At 65.4% G+C, this 15,147-nt stretch carries 14 protein-coding genes and 1 tRNA gene; 4 read left to right on the top strand and 11 right to left on the bottom strand.

From position 1 onward, the window contains the following. Window positions 1–18 precede the first annotated feature (18 nt). Together mreC and mreD are read left to right on the top strand one after the other, a co-directional pair. Complete coding sequence (gene mreC, locus LFL96_RS00500) at window positions 19–1,146, top strand: rod shape-determining protein MreC (RefSeq protein WP_280996976.1); 1,128 nt, start codon at window positions 19–21, stop codon at window positions 1,144–1,146. Further along, the gene (gene mreD, locus LFL96_RS00495; protein ID WP_280996975.1) at window positions 1,143–1,655 is read left to right on the top strand and encodes a rod shape-determining protein MreD; all 513 of its coding nucleotides are present in this window, start codon (window positions 1,143–1,145) and stop codon (window positions 1,653–1,655) included. Before mreC ends, mreD begins: the two co-directional genes overlap by 4 nt. Here mreD and LFL96_RS00490 read toward each other — a convergent pair. Beyond that, window positions 1,652–1,786 carry a hypothetical protein gene (locus LFL96_RS00490; RefSeq protein WP_280996974.1) on the bottom strand — a complete coding sequence of 45 codons (135 nt, stop codon included), beginning with the start codon at window positions 1,784–1,786 and terminating at the stop codon, window positions 1,652–1,654. The two genes, mreD and LFL96_RS00490, sit on opposite strands and share 4 nt — an antisense overlap. 53 nt (window positions 1,787–1,839) lie before the next feature. Between LFL96_RS00490 and mrdA the strand changes: the two genes are divergently transcribed. After that, window positions 1,840–4,245 (top strand): penicillin-binding protein 2, encoded by a 2,406-nt coding sequence (gene mrdA, locus LFL96_RS00485; RefSeq protein ID WP_280996973.1) that lies wholly within the window; start codon window positions 1,840–1,842, stop codon window positions 4,243–4,245. Between the two features lie 10 nt (window positions 4,246–4,255). Beyond that, window positions 4,256–5,404, top strand: coding sequence for a rod shape-determining protein RodA (rodA, locus tag LFL96_RS00480; RefSeq protein ID WP_280996972.1), 1,149 nt, complete (start codon window positions 4,256–4,258; stop codon window positions 5,402–5,404). 90 nt (window positions 5,405–5,494) lie between these two features. Here rodA and LFL96_RS00475 read toward each other — a convergent pair whose 3' ends face one another. The 10 genes from LFL96_RS00475 to rsmB form a co-directional block, all read right to left on the bottom strand. Next, complete coding sequence (locus LFL96_RS00475; protein WP_280996971.1) at window positions 5,495–6,220, bottom strand: tetratricopeptide repeat protein; 726 nt, start codon at window positions 6,218–6,220, stop codon at window positions 5,495–5,497. Beyond that, window positions 6,217–6,999, bottom strand: coding sequence for an aldolase/citrate lyase family protein (locus LFL96_RS00470; RefSeq protein WP_280996970.1), 783 nt, complete (start codon window positions 6,997–6,999; stop codon window positions 6,217–6,219). Before LFL96_RS00470 ends, LFL96_RS00475 begins: the two co-directional genes overlap by 4 nt. A 188-nt stretch (window positions 7,000–7,187) precedes the next feature. Next, complete coding sequence (gene queD, locus LFL96_RS00465; RefSeq protein ID WP_281000847.1) at window positions 7,188–7,631, bottom strand: 6-carboxytetrahydropterin synthase QueD; 444 nt, start codon at window positions 7,629–7,631, stop codon at window positions 7,188–7,190. Between the two features lie 9 nt (window positions 7,632–7,640). Next, window positions 7,641–8,273, bottom strand: coding sequence for a 7-carboxy-7-deazaguanine synthase (gene queE, locus LFL96_RS00460; RefSeq protein ID WP_280996969.1), 633 nt, complete (start codon window positions 8,271–8,273; stop codon window positions 7,641–7,643). A 150-nt stretch (window positions 8,274–8,423) separates the two neighbouring features. After that, on the bottom strand, window positions 8,424–9,158 hold the full coding sequence (gene queC / locus LFL96_RS00455) for a 7-cyano-7-deazaguanine synthase QueC (protein ID WP_280996968.1): 735 nt from the start codon (window positions 9,156–9,158) through the stop codon (window positions 8,424–8,426). Between the two features lie 455 nt (window positions 9,159–9,613). Continuing rightward, window positions 9,614–9,689 (bottom strand) — tRNA-Phe (locus tag LFL96_RS00450). A 96-nt stretch (window positions 9,690–9,785) separates the two neighbouring features. Next, on the bottom strand, window positions 9,786–10,475 hold the full coding sequence (gene esaR / locus LFL96_RS00445) for a response regulator transcription factor EsaR (protein WP_280996967.1): 690 nt from the start codon (window positions 10,473–10,475) through the stop codon (window positions 9,786–9,788). Continuing rightward, on the bottom strand, window positions 10,476–12,890 hold the full coding sequence (locus tag LFL96_RS00440; RefSeq protein WP_280996966.1) for a PAS domain-containing sensor histidine kinase: 2,415 nt from the start codon (window positions 12,888–12,890) through the stop codon (window positions 10,476–10,478). Continuing rightward, window positions 12,880–13,479, bottom strand: coding sequence for a DUF4390 domain-containing protein (locus LFL96_RS00435; RefSeq protein WP_280996965.1), 600 nt, complete (start codon window positions 13,477–13,479; stop codon window positions 12,880–12,882). Before LFL96_RS00435 ends, LFL96_RS00440 begins: the two co-directional genes overlap by 11 nt. Further along, window positions 13,476–14,915 (bottom strand): 16S rRNA (cytosine(967)-C(5))-methyltransferase RsmB, encoded by a 1,440-nt coding sequence (rsmB, locus tag LFL96_RS00430; RefSeq protein WP_280996964.1) that lies wholly within the window; start codon window positions 14,913–14,915, stop codon window positions 13,476–13,478. The genes LFL96_RS00435 and rsmB overlap by 4 nt, the downstream gene beginning before the upstream one ends. Window positions 14,916–15,147 lie beyond the last annotated feature (232 nt).

Below are 15,147 nucleotides of genomic sequence, written 5' to 3'. Positions count from 1 at the left end.
ACGCCCCCGGCGCCGACCATGGAATACAGTCCGCCGCCCCTGTTCAAGCAAGGCCCTTCCGCCCTCGCCCGACTGGTGTTTTTCGTCGTGCTGGCGCTGGCCCTGCTGATCTCCGATGCACGCTTCAAAACGCTCGAAATCGTTCGCGGCGTGCTCGGCGCGGGTCTTTATCCGTTGCAACGCGCGGCGCTCGTGCCGCGCGACGTCTTCATGGGCGCCGCCGATCTGGCTGTGACCAGCGCCACGTTGCGCAGCGAAAACGACAAGCTTCGCACCAAGGATCTGCAGCTCTCGCAACAGGCCAACACGGCCGCCGGGCTGGCTGCCGAAAACGCTCATCTGCGTGCCTTGCTGCAACTGTCGCAGCGCTCGACCACCGAATCCCTGCCCGCCGAAATCCAGTACGACACGCGCGATCCGTTCACGCAGAAGGTCGTGATTGGCCGCGGCGCGCAACAGGGCATTCAGAACGGCTCGCCGGTCGTCAACGAAGACGGCGTGATCGGTCAGGTCACGCGCGTGTTCCCGCTGCAGGCCGAAGTCACGCTGCTCACCGACAAGGATCAGGCGGTGCCCGTGCAGATCGTGCGGACGGGTTTGCGCAGCGTGATTTACGGCACGCCGAAGGGCGACACGCTCGACCTGCGCTTCGTGCCGATCAGCGCCGACGTGCAGACCGGCGACGAACTCGTCACCAGCGGGCTCGACGGTACGTATCCGCCCGGGTTGCCGGTCGCGAAGGTCGTGCGGGTCGACAAACAGGCGGACACGGCATTCGCGCGCGTGATTTGCCTGCCGGTCGCTCCGGTGCGCGGCGCGCGTCAACTGCTGGTGCTGCACTACGTGAACAACGTGCCGCCGCGCCCCGCCGACGAACCCGACGCCGCGACCGTCGCCAAGGACGCGAAGTCGAAGAAAGGCGCCAAGCCGGCTGACGGCAAGGCCGCGGCCGACAAGTCCGCCGCGCCGAAGCCAGGCGAAAAAGCTGCGGGCGATAAAACCGCCGCGGAAAAACCGGCAGCGCCCAAGGCAGGCGAAAAATCGCCCGCCAAACCCAGCGCCGCGGAGAAGAAACCGGCCGCCGAGAAAAAGCCGGCCGCCGACAGGAACGCGAAGCCGCAAGCCACGCCGGGGGCGCAGCCATGAACCGTCCGCAATACATCCTGCAGCCGGTCAATCCGTACTTCATCGCCTTCAGCCTCGCCGCCGCGTTCCTGCTGAACCTGATGCCGTGGGGCCGCCTGATCGGCGTGCCGGACTTCGTCGCGCTCGTGCTGCTGTTCTGGAACGTGCACCAGCCGCGCAAGGTCGGCATGGGCATCGCGTTTTTCCTCGGCTTGCTGATGGACGTGCATAACGCCAGCCTGCTCGGCGAGCACGCGCTGGCGTACACGTTGCTGTCGTACGGCGCGATCACGATTCACCGCCGCGTGCTGTGGATGTCGCTCGGCGTGCAGACTTTTGCGGTGATGCCGCTGCTGGTGGTCGCGCAACTGGTGCCGTTCGTGATCCGTCTGCTGACCGGCGCGGCGTTTCCGGGCTGGGGTTATCTGATCGACGGTTTCGTCGAAGCCGCGCTGTGGCCGGTGGCCAGCGTGTTGTTGCTGATGCCGCAGCGCCGTCCGGCCGATCCGGACGACACCCGGCCGATTTAACCGCGCGCAGGCGCGGCGGCGGTGGCGCCGCGCAAGTGGCCGAGCCACCCGCGCCGCCAGCACGCACGGCGCGCGTAGTCCGCGCCGCCGTTCATGCCTTCCGGTTCCGGCCGGATCAGGCGCACACTCATGAAGGCCATCACGTGGCCCTCACCTGGCCTTCACTGGCCTTTTGCAGAATCGCATGACCGAATTCAAGGACACTCAGCAACAGCTCTCGAAGTTCCGCCTGCGCGTCGCGGCGGCGGGCCTGTTCGTGTTCGTCTGCTTCGGGCTGATCGGCTTCCGCTTCCTGTTCCTGCAGGTCTGGCACTACAGCAAATACTCGCTGCAGGCCGATGAAAACCGCATTTCGGTCGCGCCGATCGTGCCGAACCGCGGCATCATCACCGACCGGAACGGCGTGGTGCTGGCCAAGAACTACTCGGCGTACACGCTGGAAATCACGCCATCGAAGCTGAACGACTCGCTCGAAAACGTGATCGACAATCTGGCCACGGTCGTGTCGATCGACGCGCGCGACCGCCGCCGCTTCAAGAAGCTGCAGGAAGACTCGAAGAACTTCGAAAGCCTGCCGATCCGCACCCGTCTGACCGACGACGAAGTCGCGCGCTTCACCGCGCAGCGCTTCCGTTTCCCCGGCGTGGAAGTGCGCGCGCGCCTGTTCCGCCAATATCCGCTCGGGCCGACGGCCGCGCACGTGATCGGCTACATCGGGCGGATTTCGCAGCGCGATCAGGACCGTATCGACGACGCCAGCGATCAGAACGACAGCGATCCGGATCACTACGATCCGCGCCTCGACGCGAACAACTACAAGGGCACCGACTACATCGGCAAGATCGGCGTCGAGCAGAGCTACGAGACGGAACTGCACGGCCAGACCGGTTTCGAGGAAGTGGAAGTGACCGCCGGCGGCCGGCCGGTGCGCACGCTGTCGCGCACCCAGGCCACGCCGGGCAACAATCTCGTGCTGTCGCTGGACATTGGCTTGCAGCAGGTCGCGGAGCAGGCGTTCGCGGGCCGGCGCGGCGCGCTGGTCGCGATCGAGCCAGCCACCGGCGACGTGCTCGCGTTCGTGTCCGCACCGAGCTTCGATCCGAATTCGTTCGTCGACGGGATCGACCAGCAGACCTGGGACGACCTCAACAACTCGCCGGATCACCCGCTGCTGAACCGTCCGCTGCACGGCACCTATCCGCCGGGCTCCACGTACAAGCCGTTCATGGCGCTCGCCGCGCTGACGCTGCACAAGCGCACGCCGGGCTGGGGCTTCCAGGATCCGGGTTCGTACACCTTCGGCGGCCACACGTTCCGCAACGACGTGCGCTCGGGCCAGGGCTGGGTGGACATGAACCGCGCGATCGTCGTGTCGAACGACACGTATTTCTACATGCTCGCGCACGATCTCGGCGTCAACAACATCGCCAACTTCATGAAGCCGTGGGGCTTCGGACAGATCACCGGCATCGACATTTCGGGCGAAGCGCGCGGCATCCTGCCGTCCACGGAATGGAAGCGCAAGGCGTACCGCAAGCCCGAACAGCAGCGCTGGTACGAAGGCGAAACGATCAGCCTCGGCATCGGCCAGGGCTATAACTCATTCACCATCCTGCAACTCGCGCACGCCACGGCGACGCTCGCGAACAACGGCATCGTGATGAAACCGCACCTCGTGCGCGACATCGAGAATCCGATCACCAAGGACACCCGCGCGGTGGTGCGCGATCCTAGCGACAAGATCGCCGTCAAGCAGTCGGACATCGACATCATCAAGCGCGCGATGGAAGGCGTGGTCACCAACGGCACGGCGTCCAAGCTCTTTATCGGCGCGCAGTACCAGGCCGCCGGCAAGACCGGTACCGCCCAGGTCTACTCGCTGCAAGGCGCGAACTACAAGGGCCATGCGGTCGCCGAGCATCTGCGCGACCACGCGTTGTTCATCGCGTTCGCGCCGGTCGACCAGCCGAAGATCGCGGTCGCGCTGATCGTCGAAAACGGCGGTTGGGGCGCGGAGGCGGCGGGGCCGATCGCGCGCAAGGTGCTCGATTACTACCTCGTCGGCAAGAACAAGCCGGGCGCCGAGGCGGCGGCGGTTGCTGCCGCCGCCTCGGCGACGCAGGATGCGTCCGCGCCGGAAGTCGGCGGGGCGCCCGAGCCGGACGCCGGCGCGCAACCGGTCAAGATCGCCGCGGGCTTTACCGCGTTGCCGATTCCGGGCGCGGCATCGGCGGCGGCGGCTGCCTCGGCAGCGTCCGCTGCTGCGGCGGCCTCGGCGCCGGTGGCGGGCTCGTCCACCGCGCCGGCGGGGGCCGCTACGGGGCCTGCGGGCGCATCGGGCGCCAAAGGCATGAAGACAGCGGGCAAGGCCCGCTCGGCGTCCTCGGTAACGCCGGCTTCCAGCGCCGATGCAGCCGGTACCGATACCGGCACGGCCGCCGCCAAAAATTCGCCGCCGCGCAAACCCAGCACACCCCATAAGCCCCGCCCCGCCAGCGAACCGGCGCCGACCGCGACGGCGCCGTCGCGTGACGACGGCACCGACGCCACGTCGCCGCGCCAGCCGGCGACCGGCGGCATCGACGAATAAGGAGAAAGGCATGCAATTCGACAAGCGCGCCTGGCTCGACCGCATCAAGCGGATGTTCGCGGGCTTCGACCGTCCGCTCGCGCTGATCGTGTTTCTGCTGCTGTGCGTCGGCATCGTCACGCTGTATAGCGCGAGTCTGGACGTGCCCGGCCGCGTGGAAGACCAGTTGCGCAACATCATGCTGACCTTCGTGCTGATGTGGGCGCTTGCCAATGTGCCACCCACCACGCTGATGCGCTTCGCCGTCCCGCTCTACACTTTCGGGATCGCGTTACTGGTCGCGGTCGCGCTGTTCGGGCTCACGCGCAAGGGCGCGAAGCGCTGGATCAACGTCGGCGTGGTGATCCAGCCGTCCGAGATCCTGAAGATCGCCACGCCCTTGATGCTCGCCTGGTACTACCAGCGGCGCGAAGGCGTGATGCGCTGGTACGACTATCTGGTCGGTTTCGTGATCCTCGCGGTGCCGGTCGGCCTGATCGCCAAGCAGCCGGACCTCGGCACCGCCGTGCTGGTGTTCGCGGCGGGCCTCTTCGTGATCTACTTCGCCGGCCTGAGTTTCAAGCTGATCGTGCCGGTGCTGATCGCGGCCGTGATCGGCGTCGCGGCGATCGCGACGTTCCAGGACAAGATCTGTCAGCCCGAAGTGCAATGGCCGCTGATGCACGACTATCAGAAGCACCGCATCTGCACGCTGCTCGACCCGACCTCGGACCCGCTCGGCAAGGGCTTCCACACGATTCAGGCGGTGATCGCGATCGGCTCGGGCGGCCCGCTCGGCAAGGGCTGGCTGAAGGGCACCCAGGCGCATCTGGAGTTCATTCCGGAGAAGCACACCGACTTCATTTTCGCGGTGTTCTCGGAGGAATTCGGTCTGGCGGGGGGCGTCGTGCTGCTGACGCTCTACATGCTGCTGATCGCGCGCGGGCTGTATATCGCGGCCAATGGCGCGACGCTGTTCGGGCGCCTGCTGGCGGGCTCGCTGACCATGGCGTTCTTCACCTATGCGTTCGTCAATATCGGCATGGTGAGCGGCATTCTGCCGGTGGTCGGCGTACCGTTGCCGTTCATGAGTTACGGCGGTACGGCACTGACGACGCTGGGTGTCGCGGTCGGCCTCATCATGAGCGTCGCGCGGCAGAAGCGGTTGATGCAGAGCTAGCGGCGAGCGTTACGAAAAAAGGCGGCGAAAAGCAGAAGGGGCGCTCCGGTGGAGCGCCCCTTCTGCTTTGAAGAACGCGATGCACCGCATTTACTGCGGCTTCACTTCCTGTTGATCCCTCAACTGCGCGCTGAGCTGCTGGTACTTGAGCCGCGCCGCCGGATCGCCTTGCGCCGCCGCCGCCGCGTAATACGCGCGCGCCACGTTGAGATTCTTTTCGACACCGTCGCCACCACGCTCATAGAACGAGCCGGCCACGTACTGCGCGGTCATATCGCCGCCCTGAGCCGCCTTCTTGTACCAGACGAACGCCTGCTTGTTGTCGCGCCCGGTGCCGCGTCCATCGAGGAACTGATTGGCCAGCGCCAGCTCCGCCTGCACGTGGCCCTGCTGCGCGGCCTTGAGGAACCAGCGATGCGCCTCGACCGGATCGCGCCCGACGAACTCGCCATCGTCATACATCTTGCCGTACACGTATTGCGCGTGCGACATGTTGGCGTCGGCGGCCTTGCGCAGCCATTTCTTGCCCTCGTCGACGTTCGCCGTGGTGCCTTCGCCGTTCAGCAGCATCATCGCGTAGTTGAACTCGGCGAGCCGGCTGCCGTGTTCGGCCGCCTTGCGGAACTCGGTCAGCGCCGCGCCGAAATTGCCCGCGTTGTAATCCGCGACCGCCGTCTGCGTCTGCGGATCGTTGGACTTCGCGACATTGCCCTGCGCCTGAGCGGCCATGCTTGCCGTCATGCTCGCCGCCGCACCCGCCAGCAACGCTGCGCTCAGCGCCGCACGCATCGCGGCGCACCGTACCTTCCCCTTCATGACCTCACCTCCTGCAACGCCTGGCGAGTCGCGCGCAACATCCAGATGACGTCGGCGGCCAGAGCGATAAACCGAAAACCTGCATCGCGATGCTGCCGGGCACTCGCGACGTCCATGGCAAAAATGCCGGCGGCGATGCCGGCGTGTTGGGCGGCGCTGACGATGCGCGCCATCGCCGCCTGCACGTCGGCATGCTTCGAATCGCCGAGATGACCGAGGCTCGCGGCCAGATCGGCCGGTCCGACGAACAGGCAATCGACGCCCGGCGTCGCTGCGATCTTTTCCACTTCCTGCAGACCGCGCGCCGACTCGATCTGCACGATGGTCGCAATCTGCGCGTTGGCGGTCTGCACGTAATCGCGCCGCATGCCGTAGCCCGCCGCGCGCACGACGCCGGCGACGCCACGCTGACCGTCGGGCGCATCGGCGCCCGGATACCGCGTGAGGCGCACGGCCTGCGCCGCTTCTTCCGCGGATTCGATGTTCGGGAACATCAGCGTGCGCGCGCCGGCATCCAGCACGCGCTTGACGAGCCACGCCTCGCTGGCGGGCACGCGCACCACGGGTTCGCTCGGCAGATGCGCGGCGGCAATCGCGCGCAATTGCGAGGTGACGTCGCCGCTATCGTTCGGCGCGTGTTCCATGTCGATCAGCAGCCAGTCGTAGCCGGCATGCGCGAGCGCCTCGGCGGCCGCATCGCTGCCGAGCGACAGCCACAAACCGAACAATGGATCGGTTTCCTTGAGACGCTGCTTGAGGGGATTGGTGAAGGTGCTCATCGCCGTACTCCTGGGCGATGACGGCAGTAGCGGAAGTCGCCGCTACCGGCTGGCTTGCTGCGACGCAACGCGATGACCGGCATGTCTCGCTCCGTGTGGTTATCGGAGCGATCATACCGTGACAAAAACGCGAGGGTTGAGCGAGTCCCTATCAGGGACTCGTGGGGAATCTCAGGACGGACGAGAGATTAATCGCGGACCACGTCGGCCCAGCAATTCGGCGTCTCGTACAACCGCACCTTGTGCAGACGCAGATTCACGCCATAGTGCGCGTCGTAGACGTTCGCGAGAATGTCGAACGCGACGGCGGCCAGATTTTCGACGGTCGGAATACGGTCGAGCACGACGGTCTTGTGACCGGCCATGGTCTCCAGAAAGCCGCGCACCTGCGTGTCGCCTTCATAGACCAGAAACGCGTGGTCCCAGCGGTCGACCAGATGCTCGACGGCCAGCGACTTGACGTCGGCGAAGTCCATCACCATGCCGCGATCGGGCGCGCCTTCGGTGTCGACCAGATCGCCTTGCAGCGTGATTTCGAGCACGTAGCGATGCCCGTGCAGATTGCGGCACTGGCTGCGGTGATCGGGGATGCGGTGACCCGCGTCGAATTCGAGTTTTCGTGTAATCGTCAGCACGGCAAATCAGGGAATGTTCAGATACTTGTGGGTCTGCATCGACAGGCGCCATTGCGGATGGCGTTTGCACCAGTCGATCGCGAGCCTGGTGTTGAGATCGCGCGACGGACCGTCCATCGGCTGGACGAGGAAATACTCGAAGTCGAGCTTCGCATAGTCGGACAGACGCTGGTTGTCCTGCGGAATCACGACCTTCAGCTCGTTGCCCTTCGTCACGACGAGCGGCGCATCCGCCTTCGGACTCACGCAGATCCAGTCGATGGTGTCGAGCACCGGCAGCGAGCCATTAGTTTCGATCGCGATTTCGAAGCCGGCGGCATGCAGCGCGTCGACCAGCGGCGGGTCGATCTGCAACATCGGCTCGCCGCCCGTGCACACGACGAAGCGTTGGCCTTCGCCTTCCGGCCATTGCGACGCGATCATCTGCACGAGTTCCTCGGGCGTGCGGTACTTGCCGCCGTTCTCGCCGTCGGTGCCGACGAAGTCCGTATCGCAGAAGCGGCACACCGCGTCAGCGCGATCTTCTTCGCGGCCCGACCACAGATTGCAGCCGGCGAAGCGGCAGAACACGGCCGGACGCCCGGCATTCGCGCCCTCGCCTTGCAATGTGTAGAAGATTTCCTTGACCGCGTACGTCATGCTGCGTTCTGCCTTTGTGTTCCTGAAAAATGGTTGCCTGAGTTGCGTTGCTGCTGCGTGACGGCGACGGTGACGGCGCGACAGCGTGCTCGTGCGTGCTTGTGCGTGTGGTGCTTGCACGCCGTCGCGCCGGGCTCGAACGTCACCGCGTCAGGCCGGCGCCTCGGTGACCTTCTCACCGGACAGGTACGCCTCGTAGCCACGCTTGCGCAAACGGCACGCGGGGCACTCACCGCAACCGAAGCCCCAATCGTGCAACTCCGAGCGTTCACCGACATAGCAGGTATGCGTCTCGACGCGCACCAGCTCGACCAGTTCGTCACCGCCCAATGCGTGCGCGAGGCGCCACGTGTCGCCCTTGTCGAGCCACATCAACGGCGTTTCGAGCGAGAGACGCGTGTCCATGCCGAGGTTCAGCGCGACCTGCAACGCCTTCATCGTGTCGTCGCGGCAATCGGGATAGCCCGAGAAGTCCGTTTCGCACATTCCACCGACCAGCACCTGCAAACCACGCCGATACGCAATCGCGGCGGCGATGGTCATGAACATCAGATTGCGGCCCGGCACGAACGTATTCGGCAGGCCGCTGGCCGAGGCTTCGATCTCGATCTCGCGCGTCATCGCGGTCTCGCTGATCGAGCCAAGTACCGACAGGTCGATCATGTGATCGTCGCCGAGGCGCTCGGTCCATGCCGGGAAATCGCGAGCCACCGCGTTGCGGAACCCTTCGCGGCATTCGAGCTCGACGCGATGCCGTTGACCGTAATCGAAGCCGAGCGTCTCGACCGTGTCGTAGCGATCGAGTGCCCATGCGAGGCACGTGGCGGAATCCTGGCCGCCTGAAAACAGCACCAGAGCGCTACGTTTAGCGTCGTTGCGGATCACCGTGAAACTCCGTGAATGATGAGTGCCACGTCGCGCTGCGCGAGGTGCGCCATGCAAGCAACGCGGCGCGACGCGTGCCGGCACTGCGCCGGCCCAAAGCAGTATAGGCGGCGGCTTCCGCATGCGAAGCCGCTGGGCGCTTATACCGTTAATCGTCGGGCGAAGGATTCGGCGGGCGTCGGCCTTGCTGTGCCGGCTCGACCGCGCGGCAATCGGACTGCGCTTCGGACCACGCTCCCGGGTGCCGTTCACACGGTGCTTCGCTCAACCGTTCACGCGCCGCACCGGACATGCAAGTCCTTGAACTGGCGCGATTTTATCATGCGATGCTCAAGCTCGCCGCGAGCCTGCCGACGCACCCGCAAGGCCTCGGCGGCCAACCACACCGCAATAACGCATGCCCGCCTGAAAAAGGAAAAGCCCCAGGAATCTTGCGATTTCCTGGGGCTGAATCCTGGTGGCCTGGGACGGAATCGAACCATCGACACGCGGATTTTCAATCCGCTGCTCTACCAACTGAGCTACCGGGCCAACGAAGAACGAAATCATATCAAAGGGTCGGCAGGTCGGCAAGCCCCTCGTCGAAAAAATCTGCGCGGAGCGGTTTCGCCGCGCCGCGCGGGGGTTTCACTCGCCTTTGTTCTTGCCGAGATCGACGCCGAGCTGCTTGAGCTTGCGATACAGATGCGTGCGTTCGAGCCCGGTCTTTTCGGCGACGCGCGTCATGCTGCCGTTCTCGCGCGCGAGGTGATACTCGAAGTACGCGCGCTCGAATGCATCGCGTGCGTCGCGCAACGGGATGTCGAACGAGATCGATGCGGTTTGCGCCGCCAGTGCGCCGCTGCCCAGGCCGTCGGTGGAGAGCATCGGCAGCGCGGCCGCGGACGCCACCGCCGACGCGCTGACCGGCAGCACCGGCTTGGCCGCCGCGCCGCCCGGCGCGCTGGCCGCATTGCCGCGCGCGAGACCCTGCTCGACCGCCTTCAACAGCTTCTGCAGCGCGATCGGTTTCTCGAGGAAGTTGAGCGCGCCGATCTTGGTCGCCTCGACAGCCGTGTCGATGGTCGCGTGACCGGACATCATGATCACCGGCATGGTCAACTGACCTTGCGCGGCCCATTCCTTCAGCAGGGTCACGCCGTCGGTGTCGGGCATCCAGATGTCGAGCAGCACCAGGTCCGGCGCCTGACGCAAACGGAATTCGCGCGCTTCCTGCGCGTTTTCCGCGGCCTCCACGACATGCCCTTCGTCGCTCAGGATCTCCGAGAGCAATTCCCGGATGCCCATTTCATCATCTACCACCAGGATGGTTGCCATTTACGCTGCCCTTGTCTGCACTGTTGCTTTTGTCTTTCCCTGCGACGCACCACCGTGCGCCGGACGCGGTCCCGTACCGGGCGCCGCGGTGTCGTCCGCGAGTTGAAGGAAGAGGATCGAGATCTGCGCGCCCTCGATCACGTCGCCCGCTTTCATGCGATTGCGAATGTCGATACGTGCGCCATGTTCGTCGACGATCTTCTTGACCATCGCAAGACCCAGACCCGTACCTTTGGCCTTGGTCGTGACATAAGGTTCGAATGCACGTGTGAGGATACGCGCGGGAAAGCCCGGTCCGTTATCCGACACGGTCAAACGCACCGCGACGCGCGCCTTGCCTTCCGCGTCGGGGTCTCCGTATTCTACTGTCCTCGTTTCGAGCAACACGCGCGGCTGCTGGACCTCGGCCACCGCATCCTGCGCGTTCTGCAGCAGGTTGTGGATCACCTGGCGCAGTTGCGTCGCGTCGCCGCGGATCGCCGGCAACGCGGCGAGTTCCACCTGGATCGCGCCCTTGCCTTCCTCGATACCGTACAGCGTCAGCACTTCGCTGACCAGATCGTTCAGTTGCAGATGCGCAAGCACCGCCGGCGGCGTGCGCGCGTAGTCGCGGAAATTGTCGACCATCTGCTTCATCGCCGCGACCTGATTGACGATGGTGGTCGCGCCGCGCTTGAGCACGTCCGCATCCGACGGCGCCAGCTTGTCGGCCAGCTTCATCTGCAAACGCTCGGCGGAAAGCTGGATCGGCGTGAGCGGATTCTTGATCTCGTGCGCGAGACGCCGCGCGACTTCACCCCAGGCGATCGAACGCTGTGCGGAGATCACGTCGGAGATATCGTCGAACACGACCACGTAGCCGGAAGTTTGCACGTCTTCCGTATCGCCCTCGGTCGCCGACACGAGACGCGCGCCGCGCACCAGCAACGTCAATGGCTCGGTTTCGCCCGGCACCTGAATCGAGAACTGCTGCTGCCAGTGCCCGCGATCGTCGTGACCGTCGCCGACGGCCGCTTCGCGATCGGCAAACGCCTTGCGCACCATCGCGCCGAACTCGCTCAGCACGGCGATCTGGTCGAGGCCCGAGCCCATCGCCGCCTGGAACGGTTGACGGAAAATCCGCTCGGCGCCGCGATTCGCGGTAGTGAGTCGGAACTGCCGGTCGCACACGAACACACCCGCGGTCAGATTCGCGAGAATGCTTTCCAGATAGGCCTTCGAATGTTCCAGCGCGATGCGGTTGTTCTCGACCGCCGCGCGCGCCTCGGACAACTGGCGCGTCATCGCATTGAACGCCTGCGTGAGAAAGCCGAGTTCGTCGCGCGATTTGATTTCGCGCTTCGGCGTGTAATCGCCTTCGGTAATTTCCTTGGTGCCCTGCGCGAGCAGGAACAACGGCCGCGCAAGCTGGTTGCCGAGCGCGAGCGCCAGCATCATCGCGATGAAGGTGGCGAGGAATAGCGCGAGCGTCAGCGTGCCGATATACATCTTGCGCAGACCCGTGCGGCCCAGCGCCTTCTCCTGATATTCGCGATATGCGCGTTGCACCGCATCGGCATTGCGCGCGAGCGTCGGCGACACGGGCTGCGTGAGTTGCAGGAAACGTTCGACGGGCTGCAGCAACGCGGCATTCGAATCGGGAATGCGCTGCACGATGCGCAGCCGCAAGGCGCCCTTGCTGCCATGCTCTTTCGGATCGCCATCCACTTCGCCTTCGATCGCCGCGTAGCCGCGGCCGCGCGCCTGGTCGATCATCAACTGCGTGGGCAGGTCGTTCGGCACCAGCGTCGCGTAATTGCTGGAGGCCTGCGCGACGACGTGCATCTCGGGCGTCGCGCCGGACATGCTGCGGGTCGGCTCGACGATGGTCGCGTCCTGCACGCCGAACTGATCGCGCAACCGCAGCAGCGTGAGCGTGGTGCCGGCGGCGTCCGCGCTCGCGATCTGCTCCGACATCAACCGCCCCTTGGTCTGCAGATCGGACAGCGACGCGTCGAGCATGCCACGCCCGAGATTCAACCCGGAAGTGAGCGCCGTTTCGACGTTCACGTCGAACCACGATTCGATACTGCGCGACACGAACTGATACGAAACGACGTAGATGATCCCGCCCGGCACGACGCCGACGAGCGCCATGAAGAACGCGAGCTTCGCCAATAGCCGTGTGCCGAATTTCCCCTTCCTGAGTCGCGCGATGATGATGATGACGAGCGTCGCCACCACCAGCAGGAAGATCATCGCGACCACGAGGTTGGCCGCGTACAGCCACTGGTAATAGCGGTCGAAGAACTCGGTGTTGGCGCTCGCGGCCGCGAGCAGCACGAGCAGCAGCACGGCGGTGACCGCGACCGTCGACACCAGCACGCGCACGACGATGCTGCTGACGCTGGTTGCCTGGCGCACTTTATTTAGCACGTTCGGTCACCGTGAAGGTAAAACGCTTCCAGTCGGAAGAGAGGCTCCAGTCGCGGTTGTTCACCGCGTCGATCTGGAACGGCTTGGGCATCAGCGCGATGTCGAGTTGCATGCGCACGGATGCGTTGTAGGTCTCGCCGGCGCGCACGTCGTTGCGTTCGATCACGTGCCACGACGTGACGTGCTTGATCACGGCGAGCGCTTCCTTCAGCGTCGCGAAGCCGAGTTGCAAACCACCCGACGACACGCTCGACACGCGGTACTCGCGCGTCAACGGCTGAAACGACAGCCGCACGCTTTGCGACACGCTGACCGGTTGCTCGTCGAACCAGTACCAGCGCGGCCGGCTCAATTCGAAGTCGGTCGTGAAATAAAGCGGGATGCCTTTATTGACCGCGTCTTCGAGATTGCTGTTCAGGTCGAAGTCGAAACGCGCGTCGAGATTCCAGCCGGTATTGTCCGATTGCAGCGACGCGCGCTGCACCGCGATCGAGTCGGCATGCGCCGCGCCCGGTGCCGCAAGCCAGAAGGCCAGCGCGATCCAGAGCACGGCAGCGAGCCGAAGCGGGAAGAAGCGTTTGGTGGTCACCGTTTCTGAAAGCGCGCGTAGAAAAATCCGTCGTGGTCTGAGTTCGCGTCGGCACGCTCTTCGACGAGCGGTCCGGCATCGGAACCGGCCGATGTATCGGCGGGCGCGCGGACGACTGCAGGCAGCAGTTGCCCCGGCGCGTCCAATCGTACCGCATCCGGGTACTTGTCTCCAAACCACTGCGCCTGCAACTCGCCTTCTTCGGGAAAGATCGAGCACGTAACGTAAAGCAACTCGCCGCCCGGTTTCACGAGCGGCCACAGCGCGCCGAGAATGCGCCGCTGCTCGGCGACCAGCGCCGCGATATCGGTCTCGCGGCGCAGCCAGCGAATATCCGGATGACGCCGCACGATGCCCGATGCGGAACACGGCACGTCGGCGAGAATGCGGTCGAACGGCTGGTCGAGATCGTCGTGCCATTGCGCCGGTGAACCCGCGTCACCGATGCGCACTTCCGCCTCGAGCTTGAGCCGCTGCAGATTTTCGCCGATGCGCCGCGCGCGCGACGCGTCGCTTTCCAGCGCGACGAGCTGCAGGTTCGCGAGTTCGAGCAGATGACCGGTCTTGCCGCCGGGCGCCGCGCACGCGTCGAGCACGCGCATGCCGTCGCGCACGTTGAGCAGTTGCGCGGCGAGTTGCGCGCCGGCGTCCTGCACGGAGACGACGCCGTCGGCGAAGCCGGGAATGCGGTCGACCGGCATCGGCGTCGCGAGCCGGACCGCGTAGTCGCCGGCTCGCGTCGCGGCGATGTGATGGTTGCGCAGCGTTTGCAGATAGGCGTCGACCGTCGAATGACGGGCGTTGACGCGCAGCGTCAGCGGGCCATGCGTGTTGCCGGCGGCGAGCACCGCCTGCCAGGCGTCGGGCCACGCGCGCTTGATTGCGTCGATCCACCACGACGGATAGTTCCAGCGCGCGACTTCATCGGCTTGCGCGGCCGCGAGCAGCGTGTCGCGATCGCGCAGGAAATTGCGCAGCACGGCGTTGACCAGCCCCTTGGCGAACGCGAATTCGCGACGCGCGCTGATGGCGCTCACGGCCTGATCGACCACGGTGAACGGCGTGTAGGCGGCGCTCGCTTCATCGTCGATGAGAAGCGCGAATGCGCACGCGAGCACGTGACCGACATGCGGCGGCGGCGCTTTTTTCACCAGCTTCGCGATCAGCCACTCGGCGGTTGCCAGACGTCGCATGGTCCGGTACGCGATGTCCTGCACCGCCCCGCGCGCGGCAGCCGCGCTGCCCTCTGGCGCGGACGCGAAAACGGATTGCAGCGCCGCCGGCAGCGCCGCACCGGTACGCACGGCGCCCACCGCCTGAGCGGCGCAGTCGAGCGCGAAACCGAGCGATTCAGGCGCGAGATGCAGCAACGACAAACGGGATTCGCGCGGTCGCGCCGAGGAAGTTGCGGAACGCGAAGAAGGCTTTGGGGTCATGAAAAAGACAAAAACAGGCCGCACGGTGCGCGCGGCGCAAACTGCACACATTGTAGCGTGGCAGGGAGAGCGGCCCGGCGGAGTGGCGCCGGCGTTGGCGTTAGTGCCGGCGGTGCCGTCGGTTTTAACGGCAACCATTGCGCGACGTTGCTCGCCTACCTGCGACGTGAAGCGAGCACACGCACATGCGCCCGCGCGCGGAATTCCGCCAATAAAAAAGCGAGCCCGAAGA

It is taken from the genome of Paraburkholderia sp. D15, assembly GCF_029910215.1.
Taxonomy (GTDB): domain Bacteria; phylum Pseudomonadota; class Gammaproteobacteria; order Burkholderiales; family Burkholderiaceae; genus Paraburkholderia.
This window is presented reverse-complemented; position numbering and strand designations above follow the sequence as displayed.